Annotated in this window: 16 protein-coding genes and 3 pseudogenes; 5 read left to right on the forward strand and 14 right to left on the reverse strand. The window is 30.6% G+C overall.

Translation table 11 applies throughout. The features are described 5' to 3' along the window. Positions 1–11: 11 nt before the first annotated feature. The gene (locus BS101_RS11725) at positions 12–944 is read right to left on the reverse strand and encodes a LysR family transcriptional regulator (RefSeq protein WP_073538990.1); all 933 of its coding nucleotides are present in this window, start codon (positions 942–944) and stop codon (positions 12–14) included. Positions 945–1124: 180 nt separating this feature from the next. Between BS101_RS11725 and BS101_RS11730 the strand changes: the two genes are divergently transcribed. Continuing rightward, positions 1125–2411, forward strand: coding sequence for an O-acetylhomoserine aminocarboxypropyltransferase/cysteine synthase family protein (locus tag BS101_RS11730; protein WP_073538991.1), 1287 nt, complete (start codon positions 1125–1127; stop codon positions 2409–2411). A 147-nt stretch (positions 2412–2558) separates the two neighbouring features. Here BS101_RS11730 and BS101_RS11735 read toward each other — a convergent pair whose 3' ends face one another. The 8 genes and pseudogenes from BS101_RS11735 to BS101_RS11770 all read right to left on the reverse strand — a co-directional run. Continuing rightward, a complete protein-coding gene (locus BS101_RS11735; RefSeq protein WP_073538992.1) occupies positions 2559–3878 on the reverse strand; it encodes a hemolysin family protein in 1320 nt (439 codons plus the stop codon). A 121-nt stretch (positions 3879–3999) separates the two neighbouring features. Continuing rightward, the gene (locus BS101_RS11740) at positions 4000–4860 is read right to left on the reverse strand and encodes an SGNH/GDSL hydrolase family protein (protein WP_073538993.1); all 861 of its coding nucleotides are present in this window, start codon (positions 4858–4860) and stop codon (positions 4000–4002) included. Between the two features lie 24 nt (positions 4861–4884). Next, entirely contained in the window at positions 4885–5889 is a 1005-nt protein-coding gene (locus tag BS101_RS11745; RefSeq protein ID WP_073538994.1) for an ABC transporter permease subunit, read from the reverse strand. 17 nt (positions 5890–5906) lie between these two features. Continuing rightward, complete coding sequence (locus BS101_RS11750; RefSeq protein WP_073538995.1) at positions 5907–6818, reverse strand: ABC transporter ATP-binding protein; 912 nt, start codon at positions 6816–6818, stop codon at positions 5907–5909. Positions 6819–6867: 49 nt separating this feature from the next. After that, a pseudogene (locus BS101_RS11755) lies at positions 6868–7161 on the reverse strand (secondary thiamine-phosphate synthase enzyme YjbQ); the annotation flags it as partial. A gap of 244 nt (positions 7162–7405) precedes the next feature. Continuing rightward, positions 7406–8608: an RNA-guided endonuclease InsQ/TnpB family protein gene (locus tag BS101_RS11760; RefSeq protein ID WP_242951247.1), complete on the reverse strand. Its 1203-nt coding sequence runs from the start codon at positions 8606–8608 to the stop codon at positions 7406–7408. Positions 8609–8754: 146 nt separating this feature from the next. Then, positions 8755–8868, reverse strand: a pseudogene (locus tag BS101_RS11765) (IS607-like element ISCbo10 family transposase); the annotation flags it as partial. Positions 8869–8974: 106 nt separating this feature from the next. Then, positions 8975–9112: pseudogene (locus BS101_RS11770) on the reverse strand (secondary thiamine-phosphate synthase enzyme YjbQ); the annotation flags it as partial. An 82-nt stretch (positions 9113–9194) separates the two neighbouring features. Between BS101_RS11770 and BS101_RS11775 the strand changes: the two are divergent. Both BS101_RS11775 and BS101_RS11780 read left to right on the forward strand, forming a co-directional pair. Further along, the gene (locus BS101_RS11775) at positions 9195–10049 is read left to right on the forward strand and encodes a MerR family transcriptional regulator (RefSeq protein WP_198039467.1); all 855 of its coding nucleotides are present in this window, start codon (positions 9195–9197) and stop codon (positions 10047–10049) included. Between the two features lie 119 nt (positions 10050–10168). Then, a complete protein-coding gene (locus BS101_RS11780) occupies positions 10169–11020 on the forward strand; it encodes a dimethylarginine dimethylaminohydrolase family protein (RefSeq protein ID WP_073538996.1) in 852 nt (283 codons plus the stop codon). Between the two features lie 78 nt (positions 11021–11098). Here the strand turns inward: BS101_RS11780 and mtlD are convergent, their stop codons facing one another. The 3 genes from mtlD to BS101_RS11795 are packed head-to-tail and all read right to left on the reverse strand — an operon-like array spanning position 11099 to position 15061. Further along, positions 11099–13345: a bifunctional mannitol-1-phosphate dehydrogenase/phosphatase gene (mtlD, locus tag BS101_RS11785; RefSeq protein ID WP_073538997.1), complete on the reverse strand. Its 2247-nt coding sequence runs from the start codon at positions 13343–13345 to the stop codon at positions 11099–11101. 46 nt (positions 13346–13391) lie between these two features. After that, positions 13392–14540, reverse strand: coding sequence for a DUF4179 domain-containing protein (locus BS101_RS23840; RefSeq protein ID WP_242951249.1), 1149 nt, complete (start codon positions 14538–14540; stop codon positions 13392–13394). 5 nt (positions 14541–14545) lie between these two features. Then, positions 14546–15061, reverse strand: a complete 516-nt coding sequence (locus BS101_RS11795; protein ID WP_073538999.1) for a sigma-70 family RNA polymerase sigma factor — start codon at positions 15059–15061, stop codon at positions 14546–14548. 159 nt (positions 15062–15220) lie between these two features. On the opposite strand from BS101_RS11795, the gene BS101_RS11800 reads away from it, so the two are divergent. Both BS101_RS11800 and BS101_RS11805 read left to right on the forward strand, forming a co-directional pair. After that, positions 15221–16012, forward strand: coding sequence for a thymidylate synthase (locus BS101_RS11800; protein WP_073539000.1), 792 nt, complete (start codon positions 15221–15223; stop codon positions 16010–16012). Next, a complete protein-coding gene (locus tag BS101_RS11805) occupies positions 16012–16494 on the forward strand; it encodes a dihydrofolate reductase (RefSeq protein ID WP_073539001.1) in 483 nt (160 codons plus the stop codon). Before BS101_RS11800 ends, BS101_RS11805 begins: the two co-directional genes overlap by 1 nt. 69 nt (positions 16495–16563) lie before the next feature. On the opposite strand, the gene BS101_RS11810 is transcribed toward BS101_RS11805, so the two are convergent. Beyond that, a complete protein-coding gene (locus tag BS101_RS11810) occupies positions 16564–17472 on the reverse strand; it encodes a LysR family transcriptional regulator (protein ID WP_073539002.1) in 909 nt (302 codons plus the stop codon). Between the two features lie 136 nt (positions 17473–17608). Further along, complete coding sequence (locus tag BS101_RS11815) at positions 17609–17950, reverse strand: thioredoxin family protein (protein ID WP_073539003.1); 342 nt, start codon at positions 17948–17950, stop codon at positions 17609–17611. Between the last annotated feature and the right edge of the window lie 19 nt (positions 17951–17969).

Here is a 17969-nt window from a genome sequence, read left to right on the forward strand (position 1 = left end):
CCTCCTTCTCACTATAGTAAGCAATAATTAAATTCCAAATACTTGGTTGCAATATCATAATTTAAAATTTCTATATACTTGGATGCAATTTTACTAAGTTTTATATTTTTATGACAAATCCATCCAATTGTAACTATTTGATCACTTTCAATTGGAATAGATTGAATTTCATCCCCATTAAAGGCTGGAACTAATACTCCTGTTCCTACAGTATATCCATCACTTCCCGTTAATAAGTTAGATAACGTTGCTCTGTCATTGACTACAATACTCTTATTGGTATTTGAAAAATTCAAAATTTCCTCTGAAAAATTCAATGAATTTTTTTCTCCTTGATCAAATACTATAAAAGGAAAGGAAGTCAAATCCTCCATTGTAACAACCTTTTTATTTAACAATGGATGATTCTTACCCACAAATACATGGGGTGTTACATTAAATAAAGGTGTAAATTTAATATTACTGTCACTAAAAAGTTTATTCATCACCTTTGAATTCAAATCATTTGTATATAATATACCTATGTCGCTTTTCAATGTTTTTACATCTTCAATAATCTCATAAGTTTTAGTTTCCTTTAAGGTAAATTCATATTTTGAATTATCATTGCTCTTCATAAGCTTTATAAAGGCATCTACCACAAAGGCATAGTGCTGAGTTGAAAGGGAAAAATGCAATGCTTTAAATCTTTCTCCATGATATCTATTTTCCAATACCTCTGTCTGCTCTATAATCTGACGGGCATATCCTAAAAATTCCGCCCCATCTATAGATATACTAATTCCTCTGTTGGTTCTCTCAAAAATACCAATTCCAAGTTCCACCTCCAATTCCTTTATGGCCTTGGAAAGGCTTGGCTGGGATATAAAAAGCCGCTTTGCAGCTTCGTTAAAAGAACCACAATTGGCAATTTCTATTGCATACTTTAGCTGCTGCAGTGTCATAACATTTCTCACCTTCTTTTAATTGATTTTTAATGCTATAAATATAATACCATGACAAAAATATTTTATATATAAGATATAAATAAAATGACTACACAAGCCTCCTGATTTTTCTCTTGAATTAACACAATATTAAAATTATAATAATTATATTATTATTTTCAGAAAGGACATACTAAAATGAAAAATTATAAAATAAATACGAAATGCGTACAGGCCGGTTATAGACCCGACAATGGAGAACCACGTCAAGTTCCTATTATCCAAAGCACAACTTTTAAATATAATACTAGTGAAGATATGGGAAAATTGTTTGACCTTGAAGCCAGCGGCTATTTCTACAGCAGGCTGCAAAATCCAACAAATGACTATGTGGCTCAAAAAATTGCCGATATGGAAGGCGGCACTGCTGCCATGTTGACTTCTTCAGGACAAGCTGCTAATTTTTTTGCCCTGTTTAATATTTGCAACTGTGGAGACCACATTGTTGCTTCTTCCAGTATTTACGGAGGCACTTTCAATCTAATTTCCGTAACCATGTCCAAAATGGGCATTACCACTACATTTGTTTCTCCTGATTGCACAGAAGAAGAATTAAATGCTGCTTTTCAAACTAATACAAAGGCAGTTTTTGGTGAAACAATTGCTAATCCCGCCCTTACTGTACTGGATATTGAAAAATTTGCAAAGGCTGCCCATGCACATGATGTTCCACTTATAGTAGATAATACTTTTCCAACACCTATTAATTGTCGCCCTTTTGAATGGGGTGCTGACATTGTTACCCATTCTACTACAAAGTACATGGATGGACACGGTGCCGCTGTGGGAGGAGTCATTGTAGACTCTGGAAATTTTGATTGGATGGCTCATGCTGATAAATTCCCGGGACTTTGTACACCAGATGACAGTTATCATGGTATTACCTATGCTCAAAAATTTGGCAAGGAAGGAGCTTTCATTACCAAATGTACTGCTCAACTAATGCGTGACTTTGGTTCTATTCAATCCCCACAGCATGCATTCATCTTAAATCTGGGACTGGAAAGCCTTCATGTCCGTATGCCGCGTCACTGTGAAAATGGACAATCTGTTGCAGAATTTCTCCAAAACCATCCAAAGGTTGCTTATGTTAATTACTGTGGTCTGCCAGGTGATAAATACTATAAGATTGCACAGAAATATCTACCAAATGGTTCTTGTGGTGTTGTTTCATTTGGTTTAAAAGGTGGACGTGAAGAAGCTGAAATCTTTATGAAAAATCTTAAGCTTGTGGCTATTGAAACCCATGTAGCAGATGCCCGCAGTTGTTGTCTGAATCCTGCAACAAGTACACACCGTCAGATGAATGACGAAGAGTTAAAGGAAGCTGGAGTTCCAGCAGAATTAATCCGTATCAGCTGCGGCATTGAAGACAAAGAAGATTTGATTTCTGATATTTCACAATCACTAGATTGTATTGAATAGGTTTACTTATAATCAAGTGCTTCAGAGATTCAGGTGGAGTTTTCTCATAAGGAATACTTTTCTCCATCTGAACCTTAGAAGCACTTGATGTTAAAATCAATAAAAACACAGAAAACTATTTAAAACTTTCTGTGTTTAACAAGCTTATTACTCTTCTATATGAAGTTTAACCCGTTCTATTCTTTTTTCCTTCACTTCCTCTATGTCAAATGTAATATTTTCATACTTGAGTACAGGCTGCTCTCCATCCTCTGGTATGCGACCTATAATTTTAATCAATAATCCTCCCAGTGTATCGTAATCTTCAGAATCTTCATTCAGATTTAAATGTAAATCCTCATTTAATTCATCTATGGAAATACTGCCTTTAACCATGAATGTTTTATTATCAATTTTTTTTACACAGGGCTCATCTTCATCGTATTCATCATTTATATTTCCCATTACTTCTTCAATTAAATCTTCTATAGTTACTATTCCTGAAAATCCTCCATATTCATCTATCAATATAGCCATATGCTTTCTATAATTTTGAAGTTCCTTAAATAGTTCGTCTATATTTTTTCTTTCAGGTACAAAATATGCAGGATGAATTATACTTCTTATATCTACATTTTCAAAGCCTACTTTATGGGCTTCAATTATAAAATCTTTCATATAAAGTATACCTATAATATTATCACTATCACCTTCAAATACGGGAATCCTAGAATACCTTTTTTGGAGAAGTTCATCTATATATTCACTCAAAGGCTTATCTATATTTATTAAGTATACTTCCGTTCTAGGTGTCATTACTTCTTCTGCCAATTTATCGTCAAATTCAAATATACTATTTATCATTTCTTTTTCAGTGGAATTAATAACTCCATTTTCTTGTCCTATTTCTACCAATGACCTAATCTCTTCTATTGAAACTTTCTCTTCCAAATTACTGCTGTTCATTCCCGTAATCCTTATTAAAAGATTAGTAGATATTGAAAGCAGTTTAACAAAAGGTATTGCCAATTTTGATACAAATAAAATTGGTCTTATGGAAAGCATGGCAATTTCCTCTGATCTTTGTAGTGCCACTCGCTTTGGAAACAATTCTCCAAAAACCAACATGATATAGGATAAAATAATTGTTACTAAAAAAAATGAGATCTCTTGACCATAAGGAACATTAAGTTTATCTAGATAATTTCCAATTCTGTATGAAATACCAGTTGCTGCTGATGCACTTGAAAAAAATCCTGCAAGAGTAATTCCCACTTGTATAGTGGATAAAAACTTAGTTGGTTCCTTTAATAACTTTTCCAATAGTTGTGCCTTTTTATTACTCTGTTCTGCTAAAAGCTTTATTCTAGTTTTATTAAGTGATACAATTGCCATTTCTGCAGATGCAAAAAAAGCATTTAACAGAGTGAGTAATGCAATCAATCCTAATTGAGGCATTAAACCGGCAGGTTCTGGGTCTGATTCCATTTATTTCTTCCTCCTTGAAATAAAAATTTATTAGTTAATCTTATCACAATCTTATCATAATACTATACAAATATCAACTAGATTACTGATTTTACCATGACCAATAAATTCACTAACCAAGCTAATTTTTATAATTCTTCAATACCTCAAATATTCTCTTTGAAATAGCATCATAGCCTGCAGCATTTGGATGAAAATTATCAGGAGCCAGATAACTTTGTGTATTATATTTAAAAAGGTCATATGTAGGTACATATACACCATTATTATCTGAGGATACCAATTCATCAGTTTTATAATTCCAATTATTTAATAATTCTACCTTATCTGGGGTTATATCACTGCCGAAGGGATTATACAGACCAATAAACACAATAATACAATTTTGATTTTTACTCCTTATTGATTTAAAAATACTTTCTAAGTTATTTAGATATTGATTTTCAACTGACTTTACATTATCTGCTGGTGAAGACGTTGATTCTTTCGATTCTGATAAACTTGAATCCACAGAGGATATATCTACACTTTTAAAGTTTTTAATCTCATTACCTCCAATGGAAATAAATATAATACTGGAATTCTGTATATATTCTAGTGTCTGAGCACTATGTACAACATTAAGCAGACCAGAGGAAGTATCACCATTTACTGCAATGTTAGTAACTCTTAGGGGCTTTGAGGTTTTAGCTTTCCAGAGCTTAACAAAACCGCCTGCAAAACCTTCATTATTTTCATCTCCCGTTCCCTTTGCAAGAGAATCCCCCATGACTAACACATTATATGAGTTAGCATCTAATTGATTTATAACTTCTTCAGTTTTATTTTCAGTATTTTCAGTATTTTCACTATTATTCTTAATATTACTTTCATTTACAGAACTATTTGTAATGGAAAGTGAATATGCAAATCCTATGCTGAATATACAAGTACTTGCTGCTGCAATAGCTAATATGGTAAGCCATTTTACCTTTTTATACATAATACTCTGCCTCCCTTCCCACATCTAAACTAATACATCTTGCTTGTTAAATACAATAAAACTAATTACTAATGCTATCAATGACCATATACATAACACACCTACAGAAAAGGAAAGGCTCATTCCTGCTATTGGTTCATAGGATGCTGTTAAATATTTAGGTAAATCTAAATTAATGGCAAAGAAATACTTGACTAAGGGCCAGTCGGATAAAAACAACTGAAGAAATTCCCCTCCAATTAGTGAAGCCAGCATTATACCAATAGAAGTTGCCGTACTTCTAACTAATGTAGAAATCATAAAGGCCAAAGTTGCAATATTCACAGAAGAAAACCATCCTAAAGAATATACTAAAACTGCATATTGCCATTGATACACCTTTACTACTGCAGAAGAATCCAGCTTATTTGCTATAACCCTAAAACCAGTTGCTACAGGTTCATTCCATCCCCAATTATGAAATACAAAAGATGATACTAAAATACACATAACGGCTGCCTCTAAAATAACTATACAGGATAAAATCAAAACTGCAATATACTTACTTAATAATATTTTCCATCTAGGAATAGCCCTGGTCAACAGAACTTTTATAGTCTTTGAAGAAAATTCTCCAGATACTACATCAGCTGCTAAAATTACTATAAGCAAAGGTAAAAACAAGTAAACAGCCTGCTGCATAAATTCCACAGTAAACTTTCCGGTACTTGGGGTGACAGGGTTTATATTATGCTCCAAATAATACTCTAACTGCTCAATTTGTATATTTATAGAATTTTTTCTATTGTCATTCATATATGGCCTGTTTAGACTATCTTTTAAATCGGATATTTGCTGATTGACTAATGACTTCCAATTATAACCTTGAGTTTGTCCTGATGCCCTTGTATACCTTTGTATTGTATTTTTATAAGAAGAGTTCTCCCCATAACAAAAAAGTGATACCAATATTAACAAAATGGCTGAAATAAGTATAAGCTTCTTTTTAGACAGCATTTTAATTACTTCGTTTTCCACTAATTTTAACAAATTAATCATCCTAACTATTAAATTATTTCACTTTGTTTTGTCACACTCAAAAATAGATCTTCTAGAGTTTTATGTTTTTTATCCACATATTTTAGCAATAGCCCCTGTGTTAAGAAATAAGAATTTATTTCTTCTAATTTAGATGAATCCACAGCAGCCTCAAGTCTGTCCTCAACTATTTTGCTTTCTAATTTCCATACTTCATTTAGTAATTCTTTTCCTTTTTTATTGTCATTCAGTATCCAAAATACCTCTTGATTATTTAAAAGTTCACTTACATCTGCATTTTTTAAAATTGTTCCATTCTTAATTATAGTTACTTTATCACATATAAGTTCTATTTCAGAAATAAGATGACTGGATACCAGTACAGAAATACCCTCTTCTTTTGCAATTTTCTTTATTAAATTTCTCATTTCACTTATTCCGGATGGATCAAGACCATTGGTAGGTTCATCTAAAATGAGAAGTTTAGGGTTATGCATTAATGCCTGTGCAATCCCCAGTCTCTGTTTCATTCCCAGGGAATATGTGCTCACTTTATCCCTTATTCTATTTTTTAATCCTACTAGCTCTACTGCACTCATAATATCATCATTACTGACATCCTTGCTCATGGATGCCAGAATATTTAAATTATCAATGCCGCTGATGTAATTGTATAAATCTGGTCCCTCTATTATGCATCCAACATTTGACATAGCTTTTACATAATCATTCACAATAGAATGTCCACATATTTCAATTCTTCCAGAAGTAGGTTTTAAAAGTCCTACAATCATTCTTAAAGTGGTAGATTTACCTGCTCCATTTGGACCAAGAAAACCTAAGACCTCACCTTCTTTTATTGAAAAACTTATTCCATTAATAATATGTTTCCCTTTTATAGTTTTACATACATTATCTAAAAGCAGCACTTCCTTGTCCATATGGAACCCTCTCTTTCTTTCAAATAACTTTTATACCTTTAATTATGAATTATTCTCCAATTATCTTTACTAAAGCTCTCTTTTTTCTCATACCATCAAATTCCCCATAAAATATTTGCTCCCAGGGTCCAAAATCCAGCTTGCCCTCAGTTACTGCCACTACTACTTCCCGCCCCATAATAGAACGCTTTATATGGGCATCGGCATTATCTTCATACCCATTATGATGGTACTGGTCATGAGGTTTTTCAGGTGCAATTTTCTCCAAAAAATTTTCAAAATCTTTATGCAGTCCACCCTCATCATCATTTATAAATACACTGGCCGTTAGGTTATTAAAATTATTAAAGTAATCAAACAATATCAAAAACTTTAATAAAAATTATTCTTATACCTTCTGTTACTTCATTAAGCAACATTCACTATAACTGGATGTAACCCACATTCCTCTATTCCATCAGCAAAAACTTTTGGAAATACTTTTTTCATTATCTGATATGATCCATTTACATCAGAATTAATTTTTATACCTAAGTTAGATTTAAATAATCCTCTAAAAATTCTACGATTCTTCTTGTAGTTCTCTTTTATAGGCAGTTTCCGTCAAGAAAACTTGTTCCTGATGTATATGATTCTTCTGTAATTATAACTTTTATACCCACATTCTCAGCTTTATACGCTATCATTTGAATAAATATATGATACGGAATACCTACAAAGTTTTGATTATTGCGACTTCCTAAATTAACCTCTTGTTTCCATCCTTTATTATTACCAATTACAATTGTATCAAAATTATTTTTAATACAATAATCAATAATAATTTTACTTGCTTTATGTAAATAATTTTTTACTTTATTATTCCTTTTAGTCGTTAATATATCAAGGCTTCTGCACCAATCCTTATTATTATTTGTTTTTAATATAGAAACTATCTTGGATTTTTGTTTATTAAAATATTGATTTATAGATTTTAACGGTTTGCCATTTATAATGACAGGTATTATCCCTGCATTATTGGTCAATGTAGGCAGGTTGTCTAAACCCAAATCAATACTACAAATGTTTTTAGATTCAAACTCCAAATTTCCAATTTCCTTTTGATAAACTATTTCAATCAAATATTTGCTTCCTAATGGTTTTATTCTTACCTGTTGTAATTTACCATTTATTTTAGTTTTTAATAAATATTGGTTTAAGCATTTAGGGAATTTAATAGAATCTCCTACAAACTTACAATTTTGGTTTGTAAAATAAACATTGAATCTGCCTTTTGTTTTATGTTTATACTTGGGTAACTTTGGTCTCCCTGTAAATCCATCTTTACATTTCCTCCATTTATTCATACTTTGAAAAAACGATTGCCAGTTTTTATCTAAAACCCTTAAAGTTTGTTGTGCCACCTGTGACATTAAAACTCTATAATCTTCAGAGTTTGAGCATAAAAATTCTAAAAAATCATAACCTAAATATTTATGTTCCCCATGGAAGTAATCTAAGGCTTTAAGCTGTTTATCTAAATTTTTTCCTTTAAATTGTTTTTTCTTTAAAACTTCTTGCTTTTTAACATTAAATTCATCAACTTTTAAGTTTATCCAGTTCAAAAAGCTTTGTTGCTCCTGCGTTAGCTCCTTATTATCTTTTAAGTTTGAAGTTATAATAAAAGTTTGTCTAACTAAATAATTAGCATAATTGTAAAGATTTTTAGATTTAAAACTATATTCATCAAGTAATTGAAATAATTGATGATTTTTATTGATTTGATGTTGTTCAACTCTATTTACTTTCAACCTTTCTACCACCTTTTTATATAGATAACTTCAATTATTTTAATAGTTTCATAATCTTACCACAATGGATGTCAATTGAATATCTTTTAATCCTACTCTACTTAGCCTATCTTTATAGGTTATAACAACTCTTTGAACTTTTCCACGTAATCATATCTACCATTTGGAAAAGTTATTGTTTTAATTAATCCTTCTTTTACGTATTTAGTTAAAGTTGGTCTTGTTATTTGTAGTAATTCCAAACCTTCTTTTGACTTCATAAATTATAATCACCTAATAATTTATGTTAGCACGAAATATAGCTAATCACAGTCTGTTTTATTAAAATTTTTAATATTTTTTATTCTTTTTAATATATGTTTATACGATATGCATGGCATTACACAAAAGCAGTCCTTCTTTTATGCCGCTCTCTTTTAAACACTTCTCTATTTGTGGAGTTATGTTTATAAAGGCCCTTCTTTTTGGAATATCAAACCATAATTCTTTTCTATAACTTTTCATAAATAATCACTCACTCCTAATATATCTATTTTACATCAATTAAAGCTCTCTAAACAGTTAATTTTTATTGAAATTCAAATATATGTATACTAATATTATATATGAGGTGATTACAATAAAAGATAGAATATCCATTACAGACCTTGCAAGACTTAGAAACGTGACCACTGAAACTTTGAGACATTATGATAGAATAGGTCTTTTTAAACCCACTTATGTAGATCCTAAAACCGGATATAGATACTATTCAGTACTGCAATATGAAAAATTAGGTACAATTAAAGAACTACGCCAGCTGGGTATGAGTCTTAAAGAAATAAAAGAATATTTTAACAACAGACATGTAAGTAAATCCCTTTCCATGCTTATAAATAAACATAATGAGTTAGGAAAAAAAATAAAAGATTTACAGTTATTGGAAGAAACCCTTTCTGAAAAAATACAATTTTTACAAAATGTTATTACTGAATCTAAAATGAAGGAAATTATAATTAAACAAATACCAGAAAGAGAAATTGTAACACTTGGAAAAACTATTAACAATGAACTGGAGTTGAGCTATGGATTTCTTGAACTTGAAAATGCCCTTAAAGAAATTTCACCTATTTTGGCCAGTAATAGATTAGGGTTCATTATATCAAAATCTGATATTGAATCCTGTGAGTTTAATAAGTCCAGTGACATTTTTGTATTTACAAAAGCATCTAACCAAGTTAATAAAAAAAATATACAGAAAATAAAAGGTGGAAAATATGCTTGTATTTATAACAGCGGTAAACCCTGGGATAGAGAAGAAAGCATAAAAAAAATTATAAAATTTATTTATAATAATCATTATGTTATAGACGGTGAGCTTCTCGAAATAGCTCAAGTAGACATTACAGTAACAGATATTGTTGAAGAAGAGTGTTTTGAGATTCAAGTTCCCATCAAATGATCAAATATATTATAACAGCCTTAGTATGGGAATCACTCAAAAATTTAATATTGACCTTTGTGTAACACAAAACTTTATAATTATTGTAACGAAACATATCATAAAAAGGGGCAGTGATTATGAAGAAAAATTATGTGAAAAATTCAACAAATACTTTAAGAAAGGTACTGCTGTGTGCTCCCACATATTTTGAATTTGAACCAATCAACGTAATAACAGAAAAATGGATGGAAAAAGGTGAAAAATCCAATAGGGATATTTGTTTGAGAGAACACGCAGAAATTGTACAGGCTTATAGAGAAAATGGAGTAGAGGTAGTTTTAATGGAACCAGATCCTAATTTACCCTACCAGGTATTTGCTAGAGATTTTGGAGCTTGCATATCTGAAGGTTATATAATGGGGAAATTCAGAGAACCTGTACGCAAAAACGAAACTACAGCTTATGAAAATAAAATGAAAGAACTTGATATTCCCTGCGCTGCCAGGTGTACTGCAGGTGCCTTTGAAGGTGGCGATTTTTGGTTTTTAGATGATTATACCATGGCCCATGGTGTAATTGCCAGAACAGATTGGGATGGAGTGAAAAATATTAGAACGCAAGTACACGAACTAGGTTATGAGTTAATTCCTGTACCAGCTTTAAGAGAAAATTTGCATTTAGATATGTGTTTTAATATAGTAGCTGAAAAAGTAGCTATAGTATGTAAAGAAGCTCTTCCTTATGATTTTTTAAAGATGCTGGAAAAACGAAATTTTACTTTAATTGATGTCCCTCAGCAAGGGGTTTTCAAACATTATTGTAATTTACAATGTCTTGGAAATGATAGGGTATTGACTTTCGCCAATAATAAAGATGTAAACCATAAGCTGAAAGTATTGGGCTTAAAAACCATTGAAGTTGACCTGGTTGAAATATTAAAAGGCGGAGGAGGTCCCCACTGCATGACATTTCCTTTGGAGAGAGAATAAAGGTATATTGGGGGTAAAATGCTTTGAAATAAATAATCAGCAAGGTACACCTTATTATAATAACTTAATAGGATATTTTTAAAGACTTAGCTGATTATCTATTTCTACATGATGGTAACTTATTATATCTTCAGACAATATAAGATTATTAAATTGTATTTTTATTCTCCTGATTAAATCTTTATCTTTTTGTAAATTCAAGCCATGATATCTCCCACCATTGTATTCACCATCATAAGTAAGAACATCCTCTACAGAATGATTCTTATTATATATCTCCTTGATTTTTCTACACTCTTTATCCTTGGGATTTATAAGTAAAATGGAATAAAAAATAGCACAAGCTGCACCAAATTCAATCATAGGAGTAGGTATGTTAAACTTTTGTGCCAGAGTGATAGTTCCAAAAATTCTTTCTTCACACTGTAATTTTCTCATAGGATCACGTCCCACACGAATACAATTATCTTTAAAAGAGCTCCTACACCTTTTAATAAAATTTGAAATAAATTCATCAACATATGGAGATAATTCAGAATTATCTTTAATAAGGGAAGGCTTAATTTCTTTTTCAATAATACTCCTCACCAATGAAAGTACTTTTTTATCTCCCATTCCCTGTCCAATTGTTTTGTAACCAAGTAAAGCAGAATACCATGCTATTATTGCATGAGGACCATTTGAAAGTCTATTTTTTATCTGCTGCATTTTTTCAATATTATCTACAACTTTAACCTGCCGTAATCTTTCAAGTAAAGGACTTTCATTACTTGCATACAACGGAATATATGGTTCGCTGCTAAACAAAGATACATTAAATCTTGATATATATTTATCAAATCGAGACATAATAGATAATTTTTTTGATATATCTCCAACCTTCAACAGAGTTTTTTCATCAATTTTTTTTACTGTCTTTTTAGAATTAACTAAAATACTTTCGCCCTCTTGAAAGTATTTGAAGAGCCCTGTAATATCCGGTTGAAAATAGGAAATAGTCCTTTTAAGATTTGATAATTTTTTTTGAATCTGTGTAAGTAATGTTTTTTCAGGTATTGCAGAAACCATTCTATTTACAACAGTCTCACAGAAATATGTTCTAGATATTGTTTCTTCTGCTTTTTCTTCACCCACTAAATTCTTAAGAGCATTTTTAACATTTTTTTTAATAAATTTTGCTCCTTTTATTTTATTTATTACCACAAGTATTGTAAGATTGGTGTTATTTTTACTATAGCGTTCAATGAGACCTTTAGCTATAATTTCAGACTGGGACTTCACTGCTGTTTCTGGAATAGCAAGACCAATGATTTGAGACTCCGTATACATCTTTATCATTTCCGTTTCATCATCCATATCAATAATATGAACGTTACTTATACTTTGAAAATATGCCCTACTTTCATATTTCACATTAAATTTTCCTAATGAATTTATTAACTCTTTAATTACAACTTTTTTAGTTGCTCCAATTATTTCCTTGGGCCTGGTATAGCCATCCCAATGGGAAAAAATCTGTGTAAGATATCCTCCTCCTATTGCGCCAAAACCATGAATGCCTGCTTTTACATACCCAAAACTTTGTGGAAAATGTTCATTTAGTTTGGGCATGGACATTTTGGGTGTAAATTTAACCAGCTCTTCGTGAAATTCTACCATACTATTATATGCTTTAAAAGCACGATTTTTTATGTGTTTTTCAGGCTCCTTTATATCTTTTATAAATATAGGGATTCCTCCTGAATCTGCTGCTGCAATCAGACCATTTTGTGAATCTTCAAATATAAGGCAATGTGATGGATGACAATTTAATTCATCTGCTGCTTTTAAAAATATTTCTGGATGGGGTTTCCCTTTTGTAACCTCATTACCACATACAATAACATCAAAAAATCTCATCACTCTTGCACTTAAAAGATATTCTTCTGCTATGGCCCTTCTGCTTGAAGTTGCAAGAGCAATTAGAATCCCGCTTTTCTTCAATCTTTCCAGTACATCATATAATCCTTCTTTAACAGGTACACCATTATGTCTTATATATCTCACTTCGTATTCATCAGCTTTTTTTCTTATGTCCTCATAAGGATAATTCTCTCCATATTGTTTTTTTGCAAGTTCTTCTGCCATTTTGGCATTGACTCCCAGTGAATCCAGAAGAAGCTTGTCTGACATGCTCTCTCCATATATGAGTTTGGATGATGACTTTAACATATTAATTCTCAGTCTCTCAGTATCAAACATAGTTCCATCCATATCAAAAATTGCTGCATAAATTTGTTTACTTTCAAAATTTATAAGACATTCTCCTTTCTGTACTTTTGACATCTAACAACTTTATTATACATAACAAGTTGTTAGATGTCAAATTTAGTTACTTCTGCTTCAATTCTATTTTAATATTTTTATCTACACCATTTTTCTTATAAGTAAATCCCAAATACAGTTTTTTTACATTTTTAAAATATGGACTTTGAAAATTTGCTGTTATCTCTTTAACTCCACCATTATTATACCCTGTTCCAGATTCTTTACACTCATATATATTACCTTCATCATCTTGAAGATAAGGGTTTTTAAATGTCCAATCATTCGATATAAAAAAACTGCCATATGCACTAATAGGATATAAATTTACACTGTCTATTTTTATAGAAGAATTTTCACTTGTTTCTTGTGCCTTTATATATTTAATTTCTTTAGCATTTATAAATTTATCATCTATTTTTATATTTATGGACCAGTTTCCATTGACTATTTTGGGGGACTTATGAAAAATCCTATAAACATAGCCATGTCTATAATAATCCCTCACACTCATAATATCCCTATCAGAGCAGTAAGTAAATTTAATATTAATACTCTTTGGAATGGTACTTAACTTCGTGCTTCCTGTAGATGCAAATCCCATTATCATTTGTTTTTTTCTGGAACTTTTAAAATTTCCTTCGTCTATAAATATTTTACTGGAACCATTATAAAAAACTATCTGATCATATGTTTTTCCTGTATTTTTTTTATCATTCATAATTTCATCAAAATCTCTTCCATCATATAATAGCCTTCCACTATCATCTGTAATTTGCAGTATTTCCTGGTTTAAATCATTCCATTTATAACTGTTATCGGCTTTAGAAGTATAGCCTACAATAAGTTCATTTTTATCTATAGCAAGCTGATTAATTGTCACCGTAATTCCCTTATCTGAAACTGAATTACTCAATTCATTTTTATCTTTAAAACTACCCTGTACAAAGCCATTTTTAACAGCAGTATTTATTCCCCTATCATTAAATTTGCTAAATAGATTTTTTATTGTCGTAGAGGTATCATCTACATATTTAGCAAAAGTAGGAGAAATATTATTTAATACTACAAATAAGGCCAAGGTTGCTGCTAGCACTGCAGCAGTTTTTACAACAAAATTTTTGTGCCTATTTTTAGCTCTTCTTATTGCTTTTTCTATGATTAGATCTATCTCTTCTGGAATCTCTATTTTATTTAATTCATCTTTATAATCCAACTTAATTACACCTCTAATTCAATTTTTAATTTTTTTATAGCCTTATGGATATGGGTCTTTACTGTACCAATAGGACACTCCAGTATATCTGATATTTGTGAAACAGTTAAATCTTCAAAATATCTAAGTATTATTACTACTTTTAATTTGCCATCTAATTTATCAATAGCTTTGTATAAATCTAACCTGTCTTCTAAATTTTTATCTTCTCTGCTTCCCTTATATATGTTAGCAATATTAATACCCAAAAGAGCAACTCTTTTCTTCTTGTTTAAATAATTTATACATTCATTTATGAGTATTCTCATAATCCAGGTATTAAAATATTTGCCCTCTTTCAATTTTTTAATTGATACATAGGCTTTATAAACAGCCTCATCTAATATTTCCAATGAATCATGTTTATTTTTCGTATAAAGATAGGCAGTTTTGTACAGAATCTCTTTATTAATTTTCATAAGTTCACAAAAAGCATTTTCATCACCACTTTTTGCACTTTTAACTAATGTCTCAACGTTCATCTATAGTCCTCCAAACAATTTATCAAGTTATAACCGGTAACAACTTTCACTTATTAGACAATGAAGTGTTCAATTTAGTTTTATCTTTTTAAAAATTTTTTCAAAAATTTATGATATAATATGTGTGATTTAATATCAGATCACATTGGAGGTATAAAAATGAGTATTGCAGATAAACAGTATTTACATATTGTAAGAAATATTTTAGAAAATGGATACCACGATCAAAACAGGACAGGTATTCCCACATTTAAACTTCCCCATCAAATTATGCAATTTGATTTATCCTCGGAGTTTCCCATACTCACTACCAAATTTGTAGCTTTTAAAACAGCAGTAAAAGAACTTCTGTGGATATACAAGGAACAATCAAATGACGTAAGAAAACTGCAGGAACAAAATGTACACATTTGGGATGAGTGGATGAGGGAAGATGGTACCATAGGAAAAGCTTATGGTTATCAGGTTGCAAAATTCAAACAAATTGACAATTTAATAAATACCCTAATGACAGATCCTCAAAGTAGAAGAATGATAATATCTTTGTGGAATATAGAAGACCTACCAGATATGGCGTTATACCCTTGTTGTTATGAAACTCTCTGGGATGTGAAAGAAAATACATTGAACTGTATGTTGGTACAAAGAAGTGGAGATTTTCCAATAGGCGTTCCTTTTAACATGTGTCAATATGCAGTTCTCATTCATTTAATCGCTCATGTAACAGGGCTTAAGCCTGGACTTTTTACCCATGTTATAAATAACGCCCACATTTATGAAAACCAAGTTGAAGGTATGAAACTGCAGCTTACAAGAGAAAATAATGCTTATGACCCACCAAAACTCTGGATAAATCCAGAAATTAAAAATTTTTATGACTTTTCTATAGATGACATAAAACTTATAAACTATAAGCACCATGAAAAAATCAGTATGGAGGTGGCTGTATAATGCTAAATATAATTGTAGCCGTTGGTGAAAATTATGTAATAGGACATAATAACAAACTCATATGGCATATATCAAGGGACTTAAAAAGATTCAAAAAAATCACCTATGGTAAAACCGTTATAATGGGAAGAAAAACTTTTGAATCTCTTCCAAGTATACTTCCAAACAGAAAACATATTGTCATTACAAGAGACCATAGCTACAATGTTAAAGATGAAAATGTTCTAGTAGTAAATAATATTGAAGATGTTCTGAGATATGTGGATTCTGACGAAGAAGCCTTTGTAATAGGAGGCGGAGAAGTTTATAAGCAGCTGCTCCCCTACTGCAGCAGACTATATTTAACTAAAATAGCTGCTAAAAAAGATGGAGACACATATTTTCCTGAATTCGACAAAGATAATTACAGCATAATTGAATGTGAAAAACATAATGAGGACAATATGGAATACAGCTTTGTAACTCTTGAAAAACACACGTGATCTTTTCAAACTAAAATCTGCTGATAATATATTCTATCAGCAGATTTAAATTTCTAAACAGAAAATTTTTCAATCACGAAATTCGCACATTGAACACAAAGATTTAATGGTATTTATTAACTCTTTTTCAATATTTGAAACACGATGTCTTTTATTACGTACCATTATTATTTCTACTTCTAAACTAGCATCATTTATGAGCAAAGTATTTATGGAATTAGCTCCTTTATAATAGTCCATCATGAACTTAGGTACAAAAGCTATACATGTGCCGCCAGCTACAACTTCTTCAATTATATTTAAATTATCAAATCTATAGGCAATATTTAACTTTCCATATTTATTTAGTATTTGAGAAATAGCACAGGTTGTTTCGTATCCAGTATTATATAACACCAGAGGTTGTTCTAATGCCTGTCTTATGGAAATATCTTTTTTATTTCCCTGTGAAAAACTTTTACCTGTAATTATCATAAGTTTATCTTTAAATAATTTTTGTATAATAATTTCATCAGATTTTATAGATTGTTCCGTTTTCAAAATTATGCTTATATCTGCCTTTCCAGAGAGAACATCATGTAAAATATCATTGGATTCTCCAACCTTTACCATAAGGTTCACTTTAGGGTGTTTATATTTAAAAGTTGTAAGTATATTTACCATTATTGTATTACAAAAGCTGGGTTCAACTGCAATACTAATATTTCCAGTAAGCTCTACAGCATTGGTTCTTGCAATATTCTTTATTTCCTCTACCTGGTCAATAATATTGGATGCCTTTTCTATTACATTTGTTCCCACTTCCGTAGGTACCATTCCCTTATTAGTTCTTTTAAACAATGCAACGCCTAATTCAAGTTCCAATTTTGCAATGGATGAACTAATTGCAGGTTGGGATATATAACTACGTTCAGCTGCTAAAGAAATAGATTTAGATTGAGAAACCTCTACTATATAATACAATTGCTCTAAACGCATAATATAATTTTCCCCCTTTAAAGACCTGCTTAAAATCTGTTATCATTAAAACAAATATATATAATAGCATAATTATTTTAGGTAATTATATCATGCAGTAATACTATTTACAACTTTGTAAGATCTTCCTTACATATTAAATAGAGTCATACAAAATTTTATCTATTATTTTAATTAAAGTTTCCCGTGAATTAAGTCCCCGAATTTTTTCTACAACCTCACCTTTGCTAAATATGATTATATTAGGTATTCCCTGGAGTCTGAATCTATAAAATAAATCTTCATGCTTATCTACATCTATCCAGTAAGTTTTAACTTTTTCTCTATATTCATAAGCAACCTGTTCTAATATTGGAATTTGTTCTCTGCACACTTTACATCGTATAGCTCCAAAAAATACTATTGAATCCGTATTGCTTTCAAAAATAACCTTATCAAATTCTCTTTCTCCAATTATCTTTAATGCTAATTTTTTCATATGAATATACGCTTTATTT

This window comes from Clostridium kluyveri (assembly GCF_001902295.1).
Lineage (GTDB): Bacteria > Bacillota > Clostridia > Clostridiales > Clostridiaceae > Clostridium_B > Clostridium_B kluyveri_B.